The organism is Pseudoalteromonas sp. MM17-2, assembly GCF_022347945.1.
Taxonomy (GTDB): Bacteria; Pseudomonadota; Gammaproteobacteria; order Enterobacterales; family Alteromonadaceae; genus Pseudoalteromonas; species Pseudoalteromonas ruthenica.
In genome coordinates, this window is sequence record NZ_JAKRFV010000005.1 from 131642 (window position 1) to 147871 (window position 16230).

Consider the following 16230-nt stretch of genomic DNA (forward strand, 5'->3'; position numbering starts at 1 on the left):
ACCAAATAAAACTATTTCTTATACTCTTTTACAGGGTTTTAACTAAGTTCAGCTTGAGCACAAAGTACTCAAGCTGCTTGGTCCTAGTGTGCCTGCTGCCAATTATCTCCGCTATCCGCCTCGGCGATTAACGGCACATCTAAGCTAGCGGCTTTGGCCATAAGATTGCAGATTTCTTTGGTATAGGCATCTACATGTTGCTCAGCGATTTCAAACACCAGCTCATCGTGTACCTGCATCAATAGTTTGACCGTACCCTCGGGTTGTTGTTGCACCCATTGGTGTACGGTGATCATCGCTTTTTTGATAATATCCGCAGCAGTTCCCTGCATCGGTGCATTAATTGCGGCCCGCTCTGCTGCCTTACGCCGCGCTCCATTACGAGCATTGATCTCCGGTAAATGTAAACGGCGACCAAATAGCGTTTCGACATAGCCTTTATCAGCGGCCCCTTCCCGAGTGCGTTCCATATATTCTAAAACGCCAGGGAAACGCTCGAAGTATTTATCCATATAATGCTGAGCCTCATGACGCGGAATATCAAGTTGCCGCGAGAGGCCAAATGCCGACATACCATAAATCAAACCAAAATTAACGGCTTTAGCTTTACGGCGCATATCACTGGTCACTTCCTCCAATGGTACAGAGAAAACCTCGCTGGCAGTGGCACTGTGCACATCTAAGCCGTCAGCGAAGGCACTGAGCAGGCCCTTATCCTGTGAAAGATGAGCCATGATGCGCAGCTCTATCTGACTGTAGTCGGCAGCGACAATTTTATAGCCAGAGGCGGCAACAAAAGCCTCACGGATACGGCGACCTTCTTCTGAACGAATAGGAATATTCTGCAAGTTAGGATCGGTCGAGCTTAAACGTCCGGTGGCGGTCACCGCTTGATGATAAGAAGTGTGCACACGTTGAGTTTTCTCGTTCACCATCAGCGGTAGCTTGTCGGTGTAAGTTGACTTCAGTTTAGCCAGCCCTCGGTGCTCAATAATGACTTTGGGCAGTGGATAATCATGCGCCAACTCTTGCAAGACTTCTTCTGCGGTTGAAGGAGCTCCCTTAGGAGTCTTTTTGATCACCGGCAGTTCTAGCTTCTCAAACAAAATCGCCTGTAGCTGTTTTGGCGAGCCTAGATTAAACTCCTCGCCAGCTATGTCGAAGGCTTCTTTTTCCAGCTCCTGCAAACGCTCACCAAGGCGCTGCGAGTGCTTTGCCAGCATCGTTGAATCAATAGCAACGCCAGTACGCTCAATATCAGAGAGCACATTAACCAAAGGCAGTTCTATATCGCTAAACACGGTTTTTAAACTGCTATCCGCCTCAACTTTTGGCCACAAATGCTGGTGCAAACGCAGGGTAATATCAGCATCTTCGGCAGCATAAGGAGCCGCCTTTTCTAACTCAATCTGATTGAAAGTCAGCTGCTTTTTACCCTTGCCAGCAATATCCTCAAAGCTAATGGTTTTATGGCCCAGATATTTCAATGCGAGGGAATCCATGTCATGGCGAGTACCCACACTGTTAAACACATAGGACTCGAGCATGGTATCGAAGGCAATACCATTAAACTCGATACCAGCATTGGCTAACACACTTTTATCGTATTTAAGGTTTTGTCCTACTTTCGCCTTGTTAGCGTCGGCCAAAATCGGCCCAATTTTTTCCAATACAAGGTCAAGAGGCAGTTGCTCAGGTGCTCCAGGGTAGTCATGGGTAAGCGGCAGATAAGCAGCCTCACCTATAGTCACGGCAAAACTCATACCGACTAGCTGCGCTTCCATGTAGTTCACGCTTGTGGTTTCGGTATCAAAGGCTATGAGCTCAGCCTGATTAAGCTTTTCCACCCAAGTATCCAGCTGCTGCTCGGTTAAAATCGTTTCGTAATGAGCATCACGGGTTGGCACTTCTTGAGTATCGGTGGGGGCATCAAGATGAGTGTCGGTGTTGCTGCCTTTATCCAGCACTTCAGCCAACCAACGACGGAACTCACACTCACCATAGAGCTCAATCAGGGCATCGGTATCAGGTTGCTGCAGTTTTAGCTGCTCCAAATCGCTGTCGAGTTCAACATCAAGCTTGATCGTTGCTAATTCATAGCTCAGTGGCAGGTGCTCCACGGCATTGCGCAGTTTGTCGCCTATTTTGCCCTTGACTTCATCGGCATGGGCAATCACTGCATCGAGAGAGCCGTACTTGTCGAGCCACTTAACTGCGGTTTTAGGACCACACCCCTCTACACCTGGGATATTGTCGACTTTATCACCCATCAAGGCTAAATAATCGATGATACGATCGGGCCCCACGCCGAACTTTTCTTTTACACTATCGGGATCGGAAATACTGCCTGTCATGGTGTTGATCAAGGTCACGTGTTCGTTGACCAACTGCGCCATATCTTTATCGCCTGTGGATATCAAAACGTGACGCTGCTGCTCACTGGCAATACGTGCATAGGTGCCGATAACATCATCCGCTTCGACACCTTCAATACTAATCAAAGGAAAACCCATCGCACGAATAATATTATGCAACGGCTCTATCTGAGTACGTAAGTCATCCGGCATCGGTGGGCGATTAGCCTTGTACTCACTGTACATATCGTTGCGAAAGGTTTTCCCTTTGGCATCAAAAATCACCACCATGTGCGTAGGGTCATACTGCTTGACTAGGCTTTTCAGCATGTTGACTACGCCATAAATAGCCCCCGTAGCTTCCCCTTTAGAATTAGTTAGGTGTGGTGGCGCATGATATGCACGGAATAAATAAGAGGAACCATCAACGAGGATAAGCGGATTTTCTGCGATCTGCGCCATTTTTCAACACTCAAACATGTCAGTTTTTTAATAACGCAAGGATGCCATAAGGCGCTTAAGAAAACGAGTTGCAATTGCTGTTAAGCGCTGTAAATAGAGTAAAAGTAATGAACTAAAAACCTGTGGATAACTTTGTAGATAAAAACCATGACTTACCCTCCAGGTTCATTTTTCGAATCCAGATAGGCTTGCAACTCATTGTTTTAGTTAGAAAAAGAAAAGACTGCGTAATTCGGTTTTCTTTTTTATTTTATTTATCCGATGTGGAAAGTGGCTTTCTAAGAGGCGTTAAGAATGCGTGTACAACGTCCTTTTCGATAACCAGCTACGCATTCTAGCATAAAGGATCAAAGATCCTAGTGATCCTTTATAACTTTTTTCTCTTAGTGGCATGAGAGCTGAGCATAAATCAGCGTTGACGGGAGCTACCTAGGATCGTTACCTTACTAGGGCAGAGAATATTATCTTTCATCTGATCAAGGAGCAAAACAATGGCGAATGTGGCGATAATTTTAAGTGGCTGTGGGGTCTTTGATGGCGCCGAAATTCATGAATCAGTACTGACTTTACTTTATCTTGAGCAAGCGGGCGCGCAGTATCAATGTTTTGCCCCCAATATAGACCAGCACCATGTGATTAATCACTTAACTGGGGAAGAGCAGCAGCAAACGCGCAATGTATTGGAAGAAGCGGCGCGTATTGCCCGAGGGGAGATTCTTGATCTCAAAGAGCTTAATGTTAGCGACTACGACGCCCTTATTTTGCCCGGAGGCTTTGGCGCCGCAAAAAATTTATGCGACTTCGCTCTAAAAGGTGCAGATAGCTCATTAAATTCAGAGGTAGAGCGGGTCTGTAAAAGCTTTGCCGAACAAGGCAAGTCAGCGGCTTATTTGTGTATCGCGCCAGCAATGATTGCGCACATCTACCCACAAGGCACAAAAGCGACCATAGGTAACGACAACGATACTGCCTCGGCGATGAATGCACTCGGCGCCGAGCATGTGGACTGTGCCGTGGATGACATCGTCGCTGATGAAAAAGCGAAGGTCGTTTCCACGCCTGCATACATGCTTGCGGGTTCCGTCAAAGAGGCAGCCAGCGGTATCGAAAAAGCCGTGAATAAGCTGTTGAGCTGGGTTTAACGCGATGTGCAACGGCGACAATATTTTGCGCTAGCGCATAAAATGGCTACTTTTTAACGCATTAATGAAATCTAGGCATTTTATAAATCGCTCGCTGCGGTTATAATTTGCCGATATTTCGTCACCAGGTCGTATAGACCGTTAGCACCCGAATGAGCAAAGAAACATGAAGAAACTATCAGCTGCACTGTTACTGTTATCCACTGCTGTTTACGCGCAACCTTACGACAACTCACTCACCGAGGAAGCTATCAAAAAGCGCCTGCAACCTGTTGGTGATGTTTACCTTGCCGGTGAAACTGCTGCTGCCGATGCGGCGCCAAGCGGCCCTCGCAGTGGCGAACAAGTATATCAAGCGGCCTGTTTCGCATGTCATGGTTCAGGTGCACTCGGCGCTCCAAAAACAGCAGCTGACTGGGAACCTCGCCTAGCAAAAGGCATGGATACATTGCTTGATCACGCGATTAATGGTTTCAATGCAATGCCTCCGCGCGGTACTTGTATGGATTGTTCGGATGAGGAAATCCAAGCTGCTATCGACTTTATGGTTAAGCAGTAACAACGACTTGTTAAAGAGTTAAAAAAGGGAGGCAATAGCCTCCCTTTTTCGTTCCTAGTATAGAGGTCGATACTCCTTGACCTGAACCAAAAAAGATGGAATATTTGGCGGTTAATAAATAAACAAAAATAACAAATGGCACGTTCAGTGGATGAGTGGTCCCCGCAGGAGCTCAATAAGCTCCAGAAAAAGAATAAACGCCTGAAGGCGTTGCTGCAAAAATACAAGCAGCAACACCACCTCCAACATGCCCTTATTTTACTGTCAGAACAAGCCAGTACCATTCCTGAGCTGTGCTCTTTTTACCCTGCAATTCAACGTCTGCTAGCCGATTACGTACCGAGTAAAAATTTTTATGTGGTCCTGCGTAACCCAGATACAGGGCTACTGGAGCTCTCCTACTTCGTTGATCAGAAAGACGGAATACAAACTCCCCTAGTCACCGATCAGCATTTTGAGCAAGGTGTGACTGGCTACGTATTTCGTTCACGGGCAACCGCTTACTTCACACGTGAAACCATGACGGCGGCGCAGCAACAAGGCAAGTTCAAAATTTTAGGGGCGCAAGCCGAACATTGGCTTGGTGTGCCTATTTATCAAGATACCGATGTGATTGGTGTCATGGTGTCGCAAAGCTATGATGCCAAGCAAGGCTATAGCCAAGAGCAAATTGAGCTTTTTGAGGTCATCGCGCTGTATCTAGCAACGGCCATTGAGCGGGTAAAAAAGCGCGAATTACTTGAAAGCCAAGTAAAGCAACGTACTCAAGCATTAACGCTTAGCAACCAAGCGCTTAATGACGAAATTAGCCAACGTAAAAAAGCTTTAGAACGACAGCAAACGTTATTCCAAATATCGGAACTGGCGAGCCAGTCGATCAATATTGATGATGTCTACTACCATGTTCACCAGATCATGAAGTCCATCACCTATGCGGAAAACCTTTATATTGCGCTGTATGATAAAGACAATAATTGGCTTACCTTCCCTTACGCCGTCGATGAGTGCAGCGAAGACTTTGGTCCGCGACCCTTTGCAAAAGGCTTTAGTGAGTTAGTACTAACATCCAAGCAGTGCCAATTAATAGATAGGGCTCGCAGCGAGCAGTTGATTGCCGAGGGCATCATTGAGCGCCAAGGTAAATTAGACCCAAGCTGTCGCTGTACTAGCTGGCTAGGAGCTCCCCTAAAAACAGCGCAAGGAGTGATTGGACTCATTGTTTGCCAGGCATACAACAACAAGTACGACTTCGTGCAAGAAGATGTTGAGCTCATCGCTTACGTCTCCAACCAAATTGCCAACGTGCTGCAAAACCATTTATCGCAGCAAGCGCTGCGACAGAGTCACCAAGAATTAGAGTTACGTGTGGCCGAAAAAACGCGGGAGCTACGTCAAGCCAACTTACATTTACAACTACAAATTGATGAGCGCCGTAAAATAGAGCAGCAGCTTTATCATGATGCTCATCATGACTCCCTAACAGGGTTACCTAATCGCAGTTTGTTCTTATCTCAGCTTGAGCGCACATTGGGGCAATATCAGCGCTTTCCTGAAAAAGACTTTGCCGTATTGTTCATCGACCTAGATAAGTTTAAAGATATCAATGATAAGCTGGGTCATCAGTGTGGCGACCAATTCCTCATTGAAGTGGCGGATAAGCTTAAGCAATGTATTCGCGATCATGATTTGATCGCCCGCCTTGGTGGCGACGAATTTGTCATTCTGCTCACCCAACTCAACGAGCGTCAACAAGCCGAAGATGTTGCCAAGCGCATTATTGCAGTGATGCAGCAACCCTTCTGCAACCAAGGGGTTTGTATTCAAAGCGGTGCCAGTATTGGCATTACTTACAGCAAGCGCGACTACAGCCATACCGATGAAATCATTCGTGATGCCGATGCCGCCATGTATTATGCCAAACAAACTGGCAAAGGCCGCTTTGAGTTTTATCACCCACTGCTAGGCTATGGCAACGATCAGCAAGAGCCACATCAACGTCATCATCTAATGGATTTACACACCCATTTTCGTGCTAGCGACATCGTAAACTTCGACCAGCAGCAACCTCACGCGCAATTACTTGATGCTTATGGCGAGCACCCGGTGCTCGGGAGTACCAGTTTTGAGCAACTTAAGCGTTTTGCCAGTGATAATTACGAGCTCGCTAAGGTGGAGCTCAAACTGCTCAAATATGGCTTTAATCAACACCAAAGCGAAATTATGAGTTTACTCAATTGCTCAAGTTTGTTGCTGGATGATAAACACTTTGAGGGGCTTAGTCATTGGGTCGGTCAACTGACGAATAAAGATAAACTCTGCCTGTTGTTCAGTGAAGCCGAGCTGCGCTTTTGTAGCGCTAACCAAATGAGAAATTTAGACAAGCTCTACCAGCAGGGGTTGCATATTGGGCTCAATGAGTTTGGTAAAGATCGCTGCGAGCTAAGCTTACTGACCCAGCTGCCCTACTTCTGTGTATTACTCAATGCCACCTTTAGCCGTCGAGTATTACAGGACCCACGTTACGATCATATGCTGCAAGGCGTGTTGGCAGTCACACAACTAAATGACTGTATGGTGATCGCTAAAGGGCCCTGTATTCTTAATTATCGCTCGTTGCTTGAGCATCACGGTGTACATCACTTTATTGGTCAGCAACACGCCATTGCCGAGCAACAACCACTGCACGCTATTCCTTCTTAAGCATGGCCCTTAAATTAGCCACTCGGGCCTGCCCTTGCTCCATGCGTTGTTGCTGATTTTGTGGTGCTTTTCGTGCTTCGAAAGCCAAATCTTGCTGCGGGAGTTCCTCCACAAAACGGCTAATTTCTGGGGTTATGGTTTCACCAAATTGACGACGGCTTTTGGCATACGTCATCACTAACTCTTGTTGCGCTCGGGTGATCCCCACATAGGCCAAGCGACGCTCCTCTTCAACATTGTCCTCGTCAATACTGGTTTGGTGTGGCAAGAGCCCCTCTTCCATACCTACCATAAATACATAAGGATACTCCAAGCCCTTAGAGGCATGCAGTGTCAGTAGTTGCACTGCATCACTGTCATCTTCCTCTTCATTGCGCTCCATCATATCGCGCAGGGTGAGCTTCATTACCACCTCAGGTAGGGTAAGGGGTGGATTGTCAGCATCACCAGTGAGCATGTCGGTGATCCAACGATATAACTCAGAGACATTCTTCATGCGCATCTCAGCGGCTTTAGCGCTAGTCGAAGTCTCATATAAATAGGCTTCATAATTAATTTGTCGCACTAAATCTTTCACCGCCTCAAGGGTGTCACTACGTTGGCAGTTATCGGCTAACTCCACGACCCACCGAGCAAACCCCATTAACGCGTTAAACCCTCGCCCTTGTAAACGCTGTGCAAGCTCGGGCTCAAAACATGCAGCAAATAAGCTAATGTGCTTGTCATTCGCCAACGAACCCAGCTTCTCCAAGGTCATAGGACCAATTTCACGCTTGGGAGTGTTTACGATGCGCAAGAACGCATTATCGTCATCTTGGTTTACCAGCAATCGCAGGTAAGCCATCATGTCTTTGATCTCAGCGCGCGCAAAGAAGGACATTCCACCACTGATTTTATAGGGTATACGGTTACTCATCAGCGCCTTTTCAAACACCCGCGCTTGGTGATTACCGCGATACAAAATAGCGTAGTCGCGGTAGCTTGTGCGCTTGGTAAACTTATGGGAAATAATCTCTGCTACCACACGCTCGGCTTCGTGCTCCTCATCGCGAGTACCAATGACTTTAATCTGATCACCAAAGCCCAGCTCACTAAACAGTTTTTTATCAAAAACATGCGGATTATTGGCGATGAGAATATTAGCCGCCTTAAGAATGCGTCCAGCACTACGGTAATTTTGCTCTAGCTTGATAAGACGCAGATGTGGGTAGTCTTTACTCAATTGTACGAGGTTTTGTGGCTTTGCCCCGCGCCACGAATAAATAGATTGGTCATCATCACCTACGACAGTAAAGCGCGCCCGCTGTCCGACCAATAGCTTGACCAATTGGTATTGGCTGGTATTGGTATCTTGATATTCATCCACCAGCATATAACGAAAGCGGTTTTGCCAACGCTCACGCACCTCGGCATGGCTATTGAGCAATAACGTCGGGATCATAATCAGATCGTCAAAGTCGAGCGCATTGTAAGCACGCAACTGGGTTTGATAGAGGGCATAAAGTTGTGCAAAAAGGGCTTTTTGCTGCTCTCGAGCAGCCGCAATTGCCTGTTGTGGCAAGATCAGCTCGTTTTTCCAGTCGCTGATTTGCATTTTCAACAACTTAAGTAAGTCTTTGTCACCATCGAGCTCGTCTGCGGTCAGCTCATTGAGAAGCTGATTCGTATCTTGGTCGTCAAAGAGTGAAAAGCCTGCTTTGAAACCTAAGGTTTTCAACTCTTTTTTAATTATCTCTAAGCCGAGGGTATGAAAGGTGGATACCCACAGCCCTTTGGCCTCTTGCTTACCTAAAGTTTGCGCAACGCGCTCACGCATTTCCTTGGCAGCCTTGTTGGTGAAGGTAACCGCCGCGATGTTACGGGCCCGGTACTCACACTTCTGAACCAAATAAGCTATCTTATTAGTGATCACGCGGGTTTTACCAGAGCCCGCACCAGCGAGGACGAGACAAGGCCCGCTAATGTATTTCACTGCTTCGTTTTGTTGAGGGTTGAGCTTCATAAAACCTAATCTGAGTATCCGTGGGCTACGTATTTTATCTTATTAGCGCAAGTGATACAGCCGCGATATCAGGGCCGTGACAAATAAATAAGTATGCACTAACGCAAACTATATTGTGACTTGGGTTAGATACAGCGTATATAAACGCTGCCCTAAGGCAAACAAGTTGTTATTTGTGCTTGAGGTTAGTTACACTTAAGTATGTGAGAAAAGGAGCTGTGCAATGATAAACCCTGCAAAAATTGAAGAAATTGCTCGCCAGATTGGCAGTAACATGCCTAAAGGCATGCGCGATATGGCCGAAAACTTTGAAAGTAAGACTAAACAAGTACTGCAAAATAAACTCTCAGAGATGGACTTCGTGAGCCGCGAAGAGTTCGATATTCAAAGCCAAGTGCTAGTAAGAACACGTGAAAAGCTGACGGCGCTAGAGCAAAAAGTGGCGCTTTTAGAAGCGCAAATACAGGGTAACCAAGAAAACCAAGACGAAGGTTAATTCGAGGCGAGATTGGCTGCCCAACTATTCGTTATTGCGCATTAGCTCTCACGCGCAAGGCAACGTTGTGCAGCGCCTCTTTGTAGCTGCTGTGTAGCTCTTGATGACAGCGAACCACGGCATCGAGGTCATGTAAACGGCCGTTTTCAAGCCCATACACCCAACCATGCACCGTCAACGGCTGTTCTCTAGCCCATGCATCTTGTACTATGTTGGTACGGCAAACATTACGTACTTGTTCAATCACATTAAGCTCAATTAAGCGAGCCAGACGCTGAGCCTCAGGTGCGCTATTTAACAGTGATAAATGCTGGGCTTTAACGTCATCAACATGGCGTAACCAATTATCAATTAACCCCAGCTTGGCCTCATCGAGCACTGCCTTAACGCCGCCACAGCCATAATGACCCACCACCATAATATGCTGAACTTTCAAAACTTCTACTGCATATTGCATCACCGACAAACAGTTATGATCAGTGTGCACCACAACGTTCGCGACGTTGCGATGAACAAATAACTCGCCCGGCATAAGGTCTACTATTTGGTTTGCAGGGACGCGAGAATCTGAACAACCAATCCACAAATATTTAGGGCTTTGCTGCTGCGATAACTTTTGAAAAAATTCTGGGTCATGGTCCGTAGTTCGTTCAGCCCATTGCCTATTACTTTCAAAAAGGTGACCTAGATTCTTCATTGCATCTCACTGTTTATGCTGGCTTCAATTAAGATATTACGAGGTGTGATTTCAGTTTCGCAAAACTCACTGAGGTCCACCTGATAATTGTGTTGCTGCAAATATAAAGCACGATCTAAAACCAGCCAAACTTCTATTGCCCTTCTAAAGAGATGTCTTACCAGTTCGATTCGCTCCGTCATGCGCTTCCTTTGCTCTGCGAGCTTCAAATAGCGAGTAAAATCGCACTTTTCTGGCAGGGTTAAGCCCTTTTCTCGTGCCGCCCACAAACAAAAATCTGAGAATTCACCGCTGAATATTTGCTTACCAACCGAAGGCACGGGCGTGTACTGTGAGCGCTTAAATTGCTCACGCACCAACTGATCAAACCCGAGTCGCCATAACACCTCTTTTTGCCGCACGCGCCGCACTCGCTGTGGTGCTGTCACAGTTTGTTGCAGCGCAAGTTTTAGATCACTGCTGGTCAACCGCAATGAGCTTGCCTGTGCAGCTGCGCTCATTGGTTGGTAATAGTCGCCATCAATAAACAGATGATAGCAACAGGGAGAAATTGAAATACGCGGTGTTTGCTGCTGACAGGCCTGACGTAACAAGGATTGATGCAAGCCTCCGCAAGCATGCAGAGCAACAGCGTGATCACACTGCTCAATTAGGGCACTAAAATCATCTGTCAGTACATTGCCTTGGTGAAAGTGAATCGGTAAGTTTAGCTTATCCGCTAGATGTTCACCTTGCTCACATAGATGCTGCTGAATTTCCACACTGTGCACGGGCACCTGATGTTGGTGCGCGAGGAGGCGCCCGAGATGACCTTTACCCGCACACCACTCTAAGACGGTACTGCCTTCCTGCGCAGGAGCAAGTCCATCAACAAAGCTCTGTAGCTGGGTCAATTTACGGCCTTTAATACCATTACTTAGCCAAAATGGTAGCGCTTGAGGCTGTGCCTGTGTGCTGGTAGGTAAATCGGTTAGTTCTGGCAACTGCGAAAGCTGGTCAATATGAGCACTGAAGTAGTCTATTAACTGTGATGGCTGGGCATCAAGCTCAGCCACTTGCTCATCGCTGAGATTCTCCAGCACTGTTGTCAGTTCAGGCCAAGGGTAGTGCTCGCATGAAAATGCCACACATTGCCAGTAATCTCGAGTGTCATTAAGCAATTGATCTAGGCGTTGAAAGTGCGATGTTAATGATGGCATGAGAAAGACTAACGGACTGCAATTGTTAGATTATATCAAATCACTTGGCTCAAGCGCAGAAAACTTTATCTCGCCACTATACTATTTAGATTTTCGCGCTTGCACCACGAGTCGAACATAAGTCGGAACGGCAACTAAGATGATGGCAATAGCCAGAATGAACATCCACGACAAGCGCATACCACTTTGTTGCATTGGCTGATACATAAAACCGCGAAAGTACTCCTGCATAGGCTTATCATCCAGTGCATAAAGCTCTGCAATCAGTCGCCATCGCGCATCAGACATTGCACCTAGCGTACTGCCAGTTCGCATCATCAAAGGTTTGAGTTGGTCTGCTTCAAAAGCCAGCTCTTGTAGGCTTTTGTCAACGGCATAATGACGCTTAGTAAGGGCAATACTGTGCTGTAGGTTGAGTAACGCGTAACGCCAACCGCGCATGCTCGCTTGATAAAAACGCGCTACCACTTCAGGCTGAGCATCAAGGAAGGTCTGTGATGTAAACAACACGTCACCATATACATTGAAGCCATGTTGCTTTGGGCATACGAGACGATAATCAATACCTTGCTGCGCCAAGGTATAGGGCTCGTTGGTAATGTACACCTGAATGGCATCGAGGCGCCCTTCAATCCATGCAGCCAATGGCTCCTGAGCACCAATATCAACAACCTCTGGCTGTATGCCTTCATTGGCAAGCATAGTGATAAGCTCAGCATTCTCACTGGCGCTAAGCGAGCTGATTTTCTTACTATCGAAATCTTGCGGAGCGAATATTGGTGAGTGTTTCTTTACTAGCCAGCAATAGGGGGAGGATTGCATCAGTGCGGCCATTGCGACTACAGGCTGACCCTGCAGACGATGCTTAAGCAAACCGGAGTGACTGATACCAAACTGAGCATGATTATCGAGCACCTTGGCCACGCTGTCAGTGTCGTTACCAACAGCCTCGACAATGTCGACCTCTAAGCCCAGATCACGGTAATAACCCAGCTCTTTGGCAACATAATAACCTGCAAATTGAAATTGATGTCGCCATTTTAACTGTAAGGTCACTTTAGTAGGGCTGGCCATTACTGAAAAAAAAGGGCCAAAAAGCAAAAATAAACTCAGTAGGCCCTTTTTCCATTCCATGCGCTGCTTCACTGTACTTCCTTGTGCTAATGCTATTAATACTATATTAAAGCTTAGGCTTAAATACCAGCTTGTTGGGCAATTTTACCCTCCTCTTCGCAGCCGTTGTGTGCGAGAAACTGCTGATAACATGAATTACCTGTTTCTTCTACAACCCCATATCCAAGGCGTTTCAAGTGCTCATCAAAGGCATTATAATCTTGCCCGGGTACTTCAAATGCCGCCAATACATTACCCAGCGCAGCCCCATGATTACGATAGTGGAATAAGCTAATATTCCATTTGCTCCCCAAAGTATCGAGGAACCGCGCTAGCGCACCAGGGTATTCGGGAAATTCAAAGCGCAGTACCCGCTCTTGTAGCTGCTGTGTTGGCTTGCCGCCAACCATATAACGCACATGTAATTTAGCAAGCTCGTTGTCGGACATATCAACATAGTGATAGCCCTGATGTTCAAGCTCACCGAGTAGTTCTTCAAGCTCACTAACACCTTGACGCAACCCGATACCGACAAAGATTTGTGCTTCACCCGGGCCGGCATAACGGTAATTAAACTCAGTGATCGCACGCCCGCCTAAACATTGGCAAAAGCGCTTAAAGCTGCCTTTCTCTTCTTTAATGGTCACCGCCAATAACGCCTCGTTCTTCTCACCGAGCGCCGTTCTCTCGGCGATGTGACGAAGACGGTCAAAATTTAAGTTCGCCCCGGAGAGCACCGCCGCTAAATTAGCTCCTTGCTGAGCCTGTGTTGTCGCCCATTTTTTTAGCCCTGCCAAAGACAGCGCGCCAGAGGGCTCCGCCACAGCGCGCGTGCTGACAAAAATATCTTGTACCGCAGCGCAAATTTCATCACCACTGACGGTCACGACTTCGTCGCAAAACTGCTGCGCCAGGCGAAAGGTTTCACTGCCGATGGTCTTCACCGCAACGCCATCGGCAAAACTGCCCACCCGCTCTAACTCCACAGGTTTGCCGGCTGCCATAGCCGCTTGCAAACACGCGCTTTCCTCGGCCTCTACAGCAATGATGCGGATATCAGGGCGCAGCGATTTAATATACACCGCCATACCGGCTAACAAACCGCCGCCGCCAACCGGGACAAACACCGCATCCAATTGCGGTAGTTGTTGCATTAGCTCACGGGCAATCGTCCCTTGGCCAATGATCACATCGGGATCGTCGAATGGCGGCACAAATACCGCCTGCAGTTGCTCGGCCAGTTTTAAGGCATGGGCTTTTGCAGCATCAAAGTGATGGCCGTGTAAAATCACCTCACCGCCGAAGCCACGCACTGCATTGACCTTGATCTGCGGCGTGGTAAGGGGCATCACGATAATGGCCTGATGCCCTAACTCGGTGGCACTTAACGCCACTCCTTGTGCGTGATTGCCAGCTGAGGCGGTGATCACCTTGCTGCCTTTTTCCAGCTGCCTTAGCTTGTTATAAGCGCCCCGCAACTTAAAGGAGTAAACGGGTTGTTGGTCTTCACGCTTAAGCCACACCTTGCACCCTAGTTTCTGCTCTAACGCAGTCAGTTCACTGACCTCAGTAAACTTAACCAAAGGCTCCATATTGGCTTGGATAATAGCGCGAAAATAGTCAAGCTCGGAGGCGGCCATCAGCTTAGCTCCTCAAGCTTTTCAAGGTCGCGAACAGCGCCTTTATCCGCACTGGTTGCCAACAGCGCATACGCCTTGAGCGCGGCTGTTACAGGACGATTACGGTTGAGCGGCTTATATGCATCTTTGCCACGCTGCTGCTGTTTTTGTGCCCGCGCCTCAAGCTGCTGCTGCGATAAACTCAGATTGATACCCCGATTGGGGATATCGAGTACCACTTCATCCCCATCTTCGACTAAAGCAATCGCACCGCCACTGGCAGCTTCAGGAGAAACATGACCCACAGAAAAGCCCGACGTACCACCGGAAAAGCGGCCATCGGTAATAAGCGCACAGTCCTTGTCTAAGGCCATGGATTTTAGATAACTAGTCGGGTACAGCATTTCCTGCATGCCTGGGCCGCCCTTGGGACCCTCATAGCGGATCACCACCACATCGCCTTTTTGTACTTGGCCGCCTAAAATGCCTTCAACAGCATCGTCTTGTGACTCAAACACCCTAGCAGTGCCTTTAAACACTAACATGTCATCACTGACGCCTGCGCTTTTCACAATACAGCCGTTGGGAGCTAAGTTGCCATAAAGCACCGCCAGCCCACCATCTTGGCGAAAGGCATGTTCGACACTGCGAATACAGCCCTGCTCACGGTCCAAGTCCATCTCTTGCCAACGGTAATCCTGACTCATGGCTTTGGTGGTGCGGATGCCAGCAGGACCTGCACGGTAAAATGTGCGCGCCGCCGTGTTCTCTTCTTTGCTGGCATCATAGCGAGCGATCACCTCGCCAAGGTTGGCCCCCCCGACGTGGCCGACGGATAAATCCAGCTTATCCGCTTTCGCCAATTCGTTGAGAATGGCCATAATCCCGCCAGCGCGATGCACATCCTCGATATGGTATTGTTGCGTCGCAGGAGCGACTTTACATAAAAATGGGGTGCTGCGTGAGAGCTTATCAATGTCATTCATATCGAAATCCACCCCTGCCTCTTGGGCGGCGGCCAATAAATGCAGCACCGTATTGGATGAACCGCCCATGGCGATATCCAACGTCATTGAGTTCATAAAGGCAGCCTGATTGGCGATATTACGCGGCAGCACCGACTCGTCTTCTTGGCCATAGTAACGCTGACATAAATCAACGATGCGTTGACCGGCTTCAACATAAAGCTGCATCCGATCCTTATGCGTTGCTAACGTGGTGCCGTTTCCTGGAAGAGCCAAGCCTAGGGCTTCCAATAAACAATTCATCGAGTTAGCGGTAAACATACCCGAGCATGAGCCGCAGGTTGGACACGCAGAGCGCTCTACTTGTTCTGAATCTTCATCGCTGACACTAGGGTCGGCGCCTTTGACCATGGCATCAACCAAATCTAATTTAATGTCGATATCCGCAAGGCGAGTTTTGCCCGCTTCCATCGGCCCGCCAGAGACGAAGATCACCGGAATATTTAATCGCAATGCAGCTAACATCATCCCTGGGGTGATTTTGTCACAGTTAGAGATACATACCATGGCATCGGCACAGTGAGCATTAACCATATACTCCACCGAATCGGCAATGAGGTCTCGTGACGGCAGAGAATACAGCATGCCGCCGTGACCCATGGCGATACCGTCATCAATGGCGATGGTATTAAATTCACGTGGCACCCCACCGGCATCACGAATGGTGTGTGCCATTAGCTCGCTGAGCTGGTTCAAATGCACGTGCCCTGGCACGAACTGAGTGTATGAATTAACCACCGCGATAATCGGTTTTTTAAAATCGCTGTCGTTCATGCCGGTCGCTCGCCAAAGCGCCCGAGCCCCTGCTCTTTTGCGTCCTTCGGTGGTTGTTGCGCTGCGCAGTTTTGCCATGTTTACCTCT

General features: G+C 47.9%; 11 protein-coding genes. 4 read left to right on the forward strand and 7 right to left on the reverse strand.

The genetic code is table 11. The features are described 5' to 3' along the window. Positions 1–83 precede the first annotated feature (83 nt). On the reverse strand, positions 84–2816 hold the full coding sequence (gene polA / locus MHM93_RS06470) for a DNA polymerase I (protein WP_239448423.1): 2733 nt from the start codon (positions 2814–2816) through the stop codon (positions 84–86). Between the two features lie 491 nt (positions 2817–3307). On the opposite strand from polA, the gene elbB reads away from it, so the two are divergent. From elbB to MHM93_RS06485, 3 genes are all read left to right on the forward strand, one after another. Next, positions 3308–3958, forward strand: a complete 651-nt coding sequence (gene elbB, locus MHM93_RS06475; protein ID WP_239448424.1) for an isoprenoid biosynthesis glyoxalase ElbB — start codon at positions 3308–3310, stop codon at positions 3956–3958. 166 nt (positions 3959–4124) lie between these two features. Next, entirely contained in the window at positions 4125–4517 is a 393-nt protein-coding gene (locus tag MHM93_RS06480) for a cytochrome c5 family protein (RefSeq protein WP_022946626.1), read from the forward strand. A gap of 135 nt (positions 4518–4652) precedes the next feature. Next, positions 4653–7217, forward strand: a complete 2565-nt coding sequence (locus tag MHM93_RS06485) for a diguanylate cyclase (RefSeq protein WP_239448425.1) — start codon at positions 4653–4655, stop codon at positions 7215–7217. On the opposite strand, the gene rep is transcribed toward MHM93_RS06485, so the two are convergent. Next, a complete protein-coding gene (gene rep / locus MHM93_RS06490) occupies positions 7204–9219 on the reverse strand; it encodes a DNA helicase Rep (protein ID WP_239448426.1) in 2016 nt (671 codons plus the stop codon). The two genes, MHM93_RS06485 and rep, sit on opposite strands and share 14 nt — an antisense overlap. 223 nt (positions 9220–9442) lie before the next feature. Here rep and MHM93_RS06495 point away from each other — a divergent pair, with 223 nt between their 5' ends. Beyond that, entirely contained in the window at positions 9443–9715 is a 273-nt protein-coding gene (locus MHM93_RS06495; RefSeq protein WP_022946623.1) for an accessory factor UbiK family protein, read from the forward strand. Between the two features lie 31 nt (positions 9716–9746). Here MHM93_RS06495 and can read toward each other — a convergent pair whose 3' ends face one another. From can to ilvD, 5 genes are all read right to left on the reverse strand, one after another. Next, complete coding sequence (can, locus tag MHM93_RS06500; RefSeq protein WP_022946622.1) at positions 9747–10412, reverse strand: carbonate dehydratase; 666 nt, start codon at positions 10410–10412, stop codon at positions 9747–9749. Further along, a complete protein-coding gene (locus MHM93_RS06505) occupies positions 10409–11611 on the reverse strand; it encodes a methyltransferase (protein ID WP_239448427.1) in 1203 nt (400 codons plus the stop codon). The genes can and MHM93_RS06505 overlap by 4 nt, the downstream gene beginning before the upstream one ends. An 81-nt stretch (positions 11612–11692) precedes the next feature. Continuing rightward, positions 11693–12757 (reverse strand): ABC transporter substrate-binding protein, encoded by a 1065-nt coding sequence (locus MHM93_RS06510; RefSeq protein ID WP_239448428.1) that lies wholly within the window; start codon positions 12755–12757, stop codon positions 11693–11695. Between the two features lie 47 nt (positions 12758–12804). After that, the gene (ilvA, locus tag MHM93_RS06515) at positions 12805–14364 is read right to left on the reverse strand and encodes a threonine ammonia-lyase, biosynthetic (protein WP_239448429.1); all 1560 of its coding nucleotides are present in this window, start codon (positions 14362–14364) and stop codon (positions 12805–12807) included. Continuing rightward, the gene (gene ilvD / locus MHM93_RS06520) at positions 14364–16220 is read right to left on the reverse strand and encodes a dihydroxy-acid dehydratase (protein WP_239448430.1); all 1857 of its coding nucleotides are present in this window, start codon (positions 16218–16220) and stop codon (positions 14364–14366) included. Before ilvD ends, ilvA begins: the two co-directional genes overlap by 1 nt. Between the last annotated feature and the right edge of the window lie 10 nt (positions 16221–16230).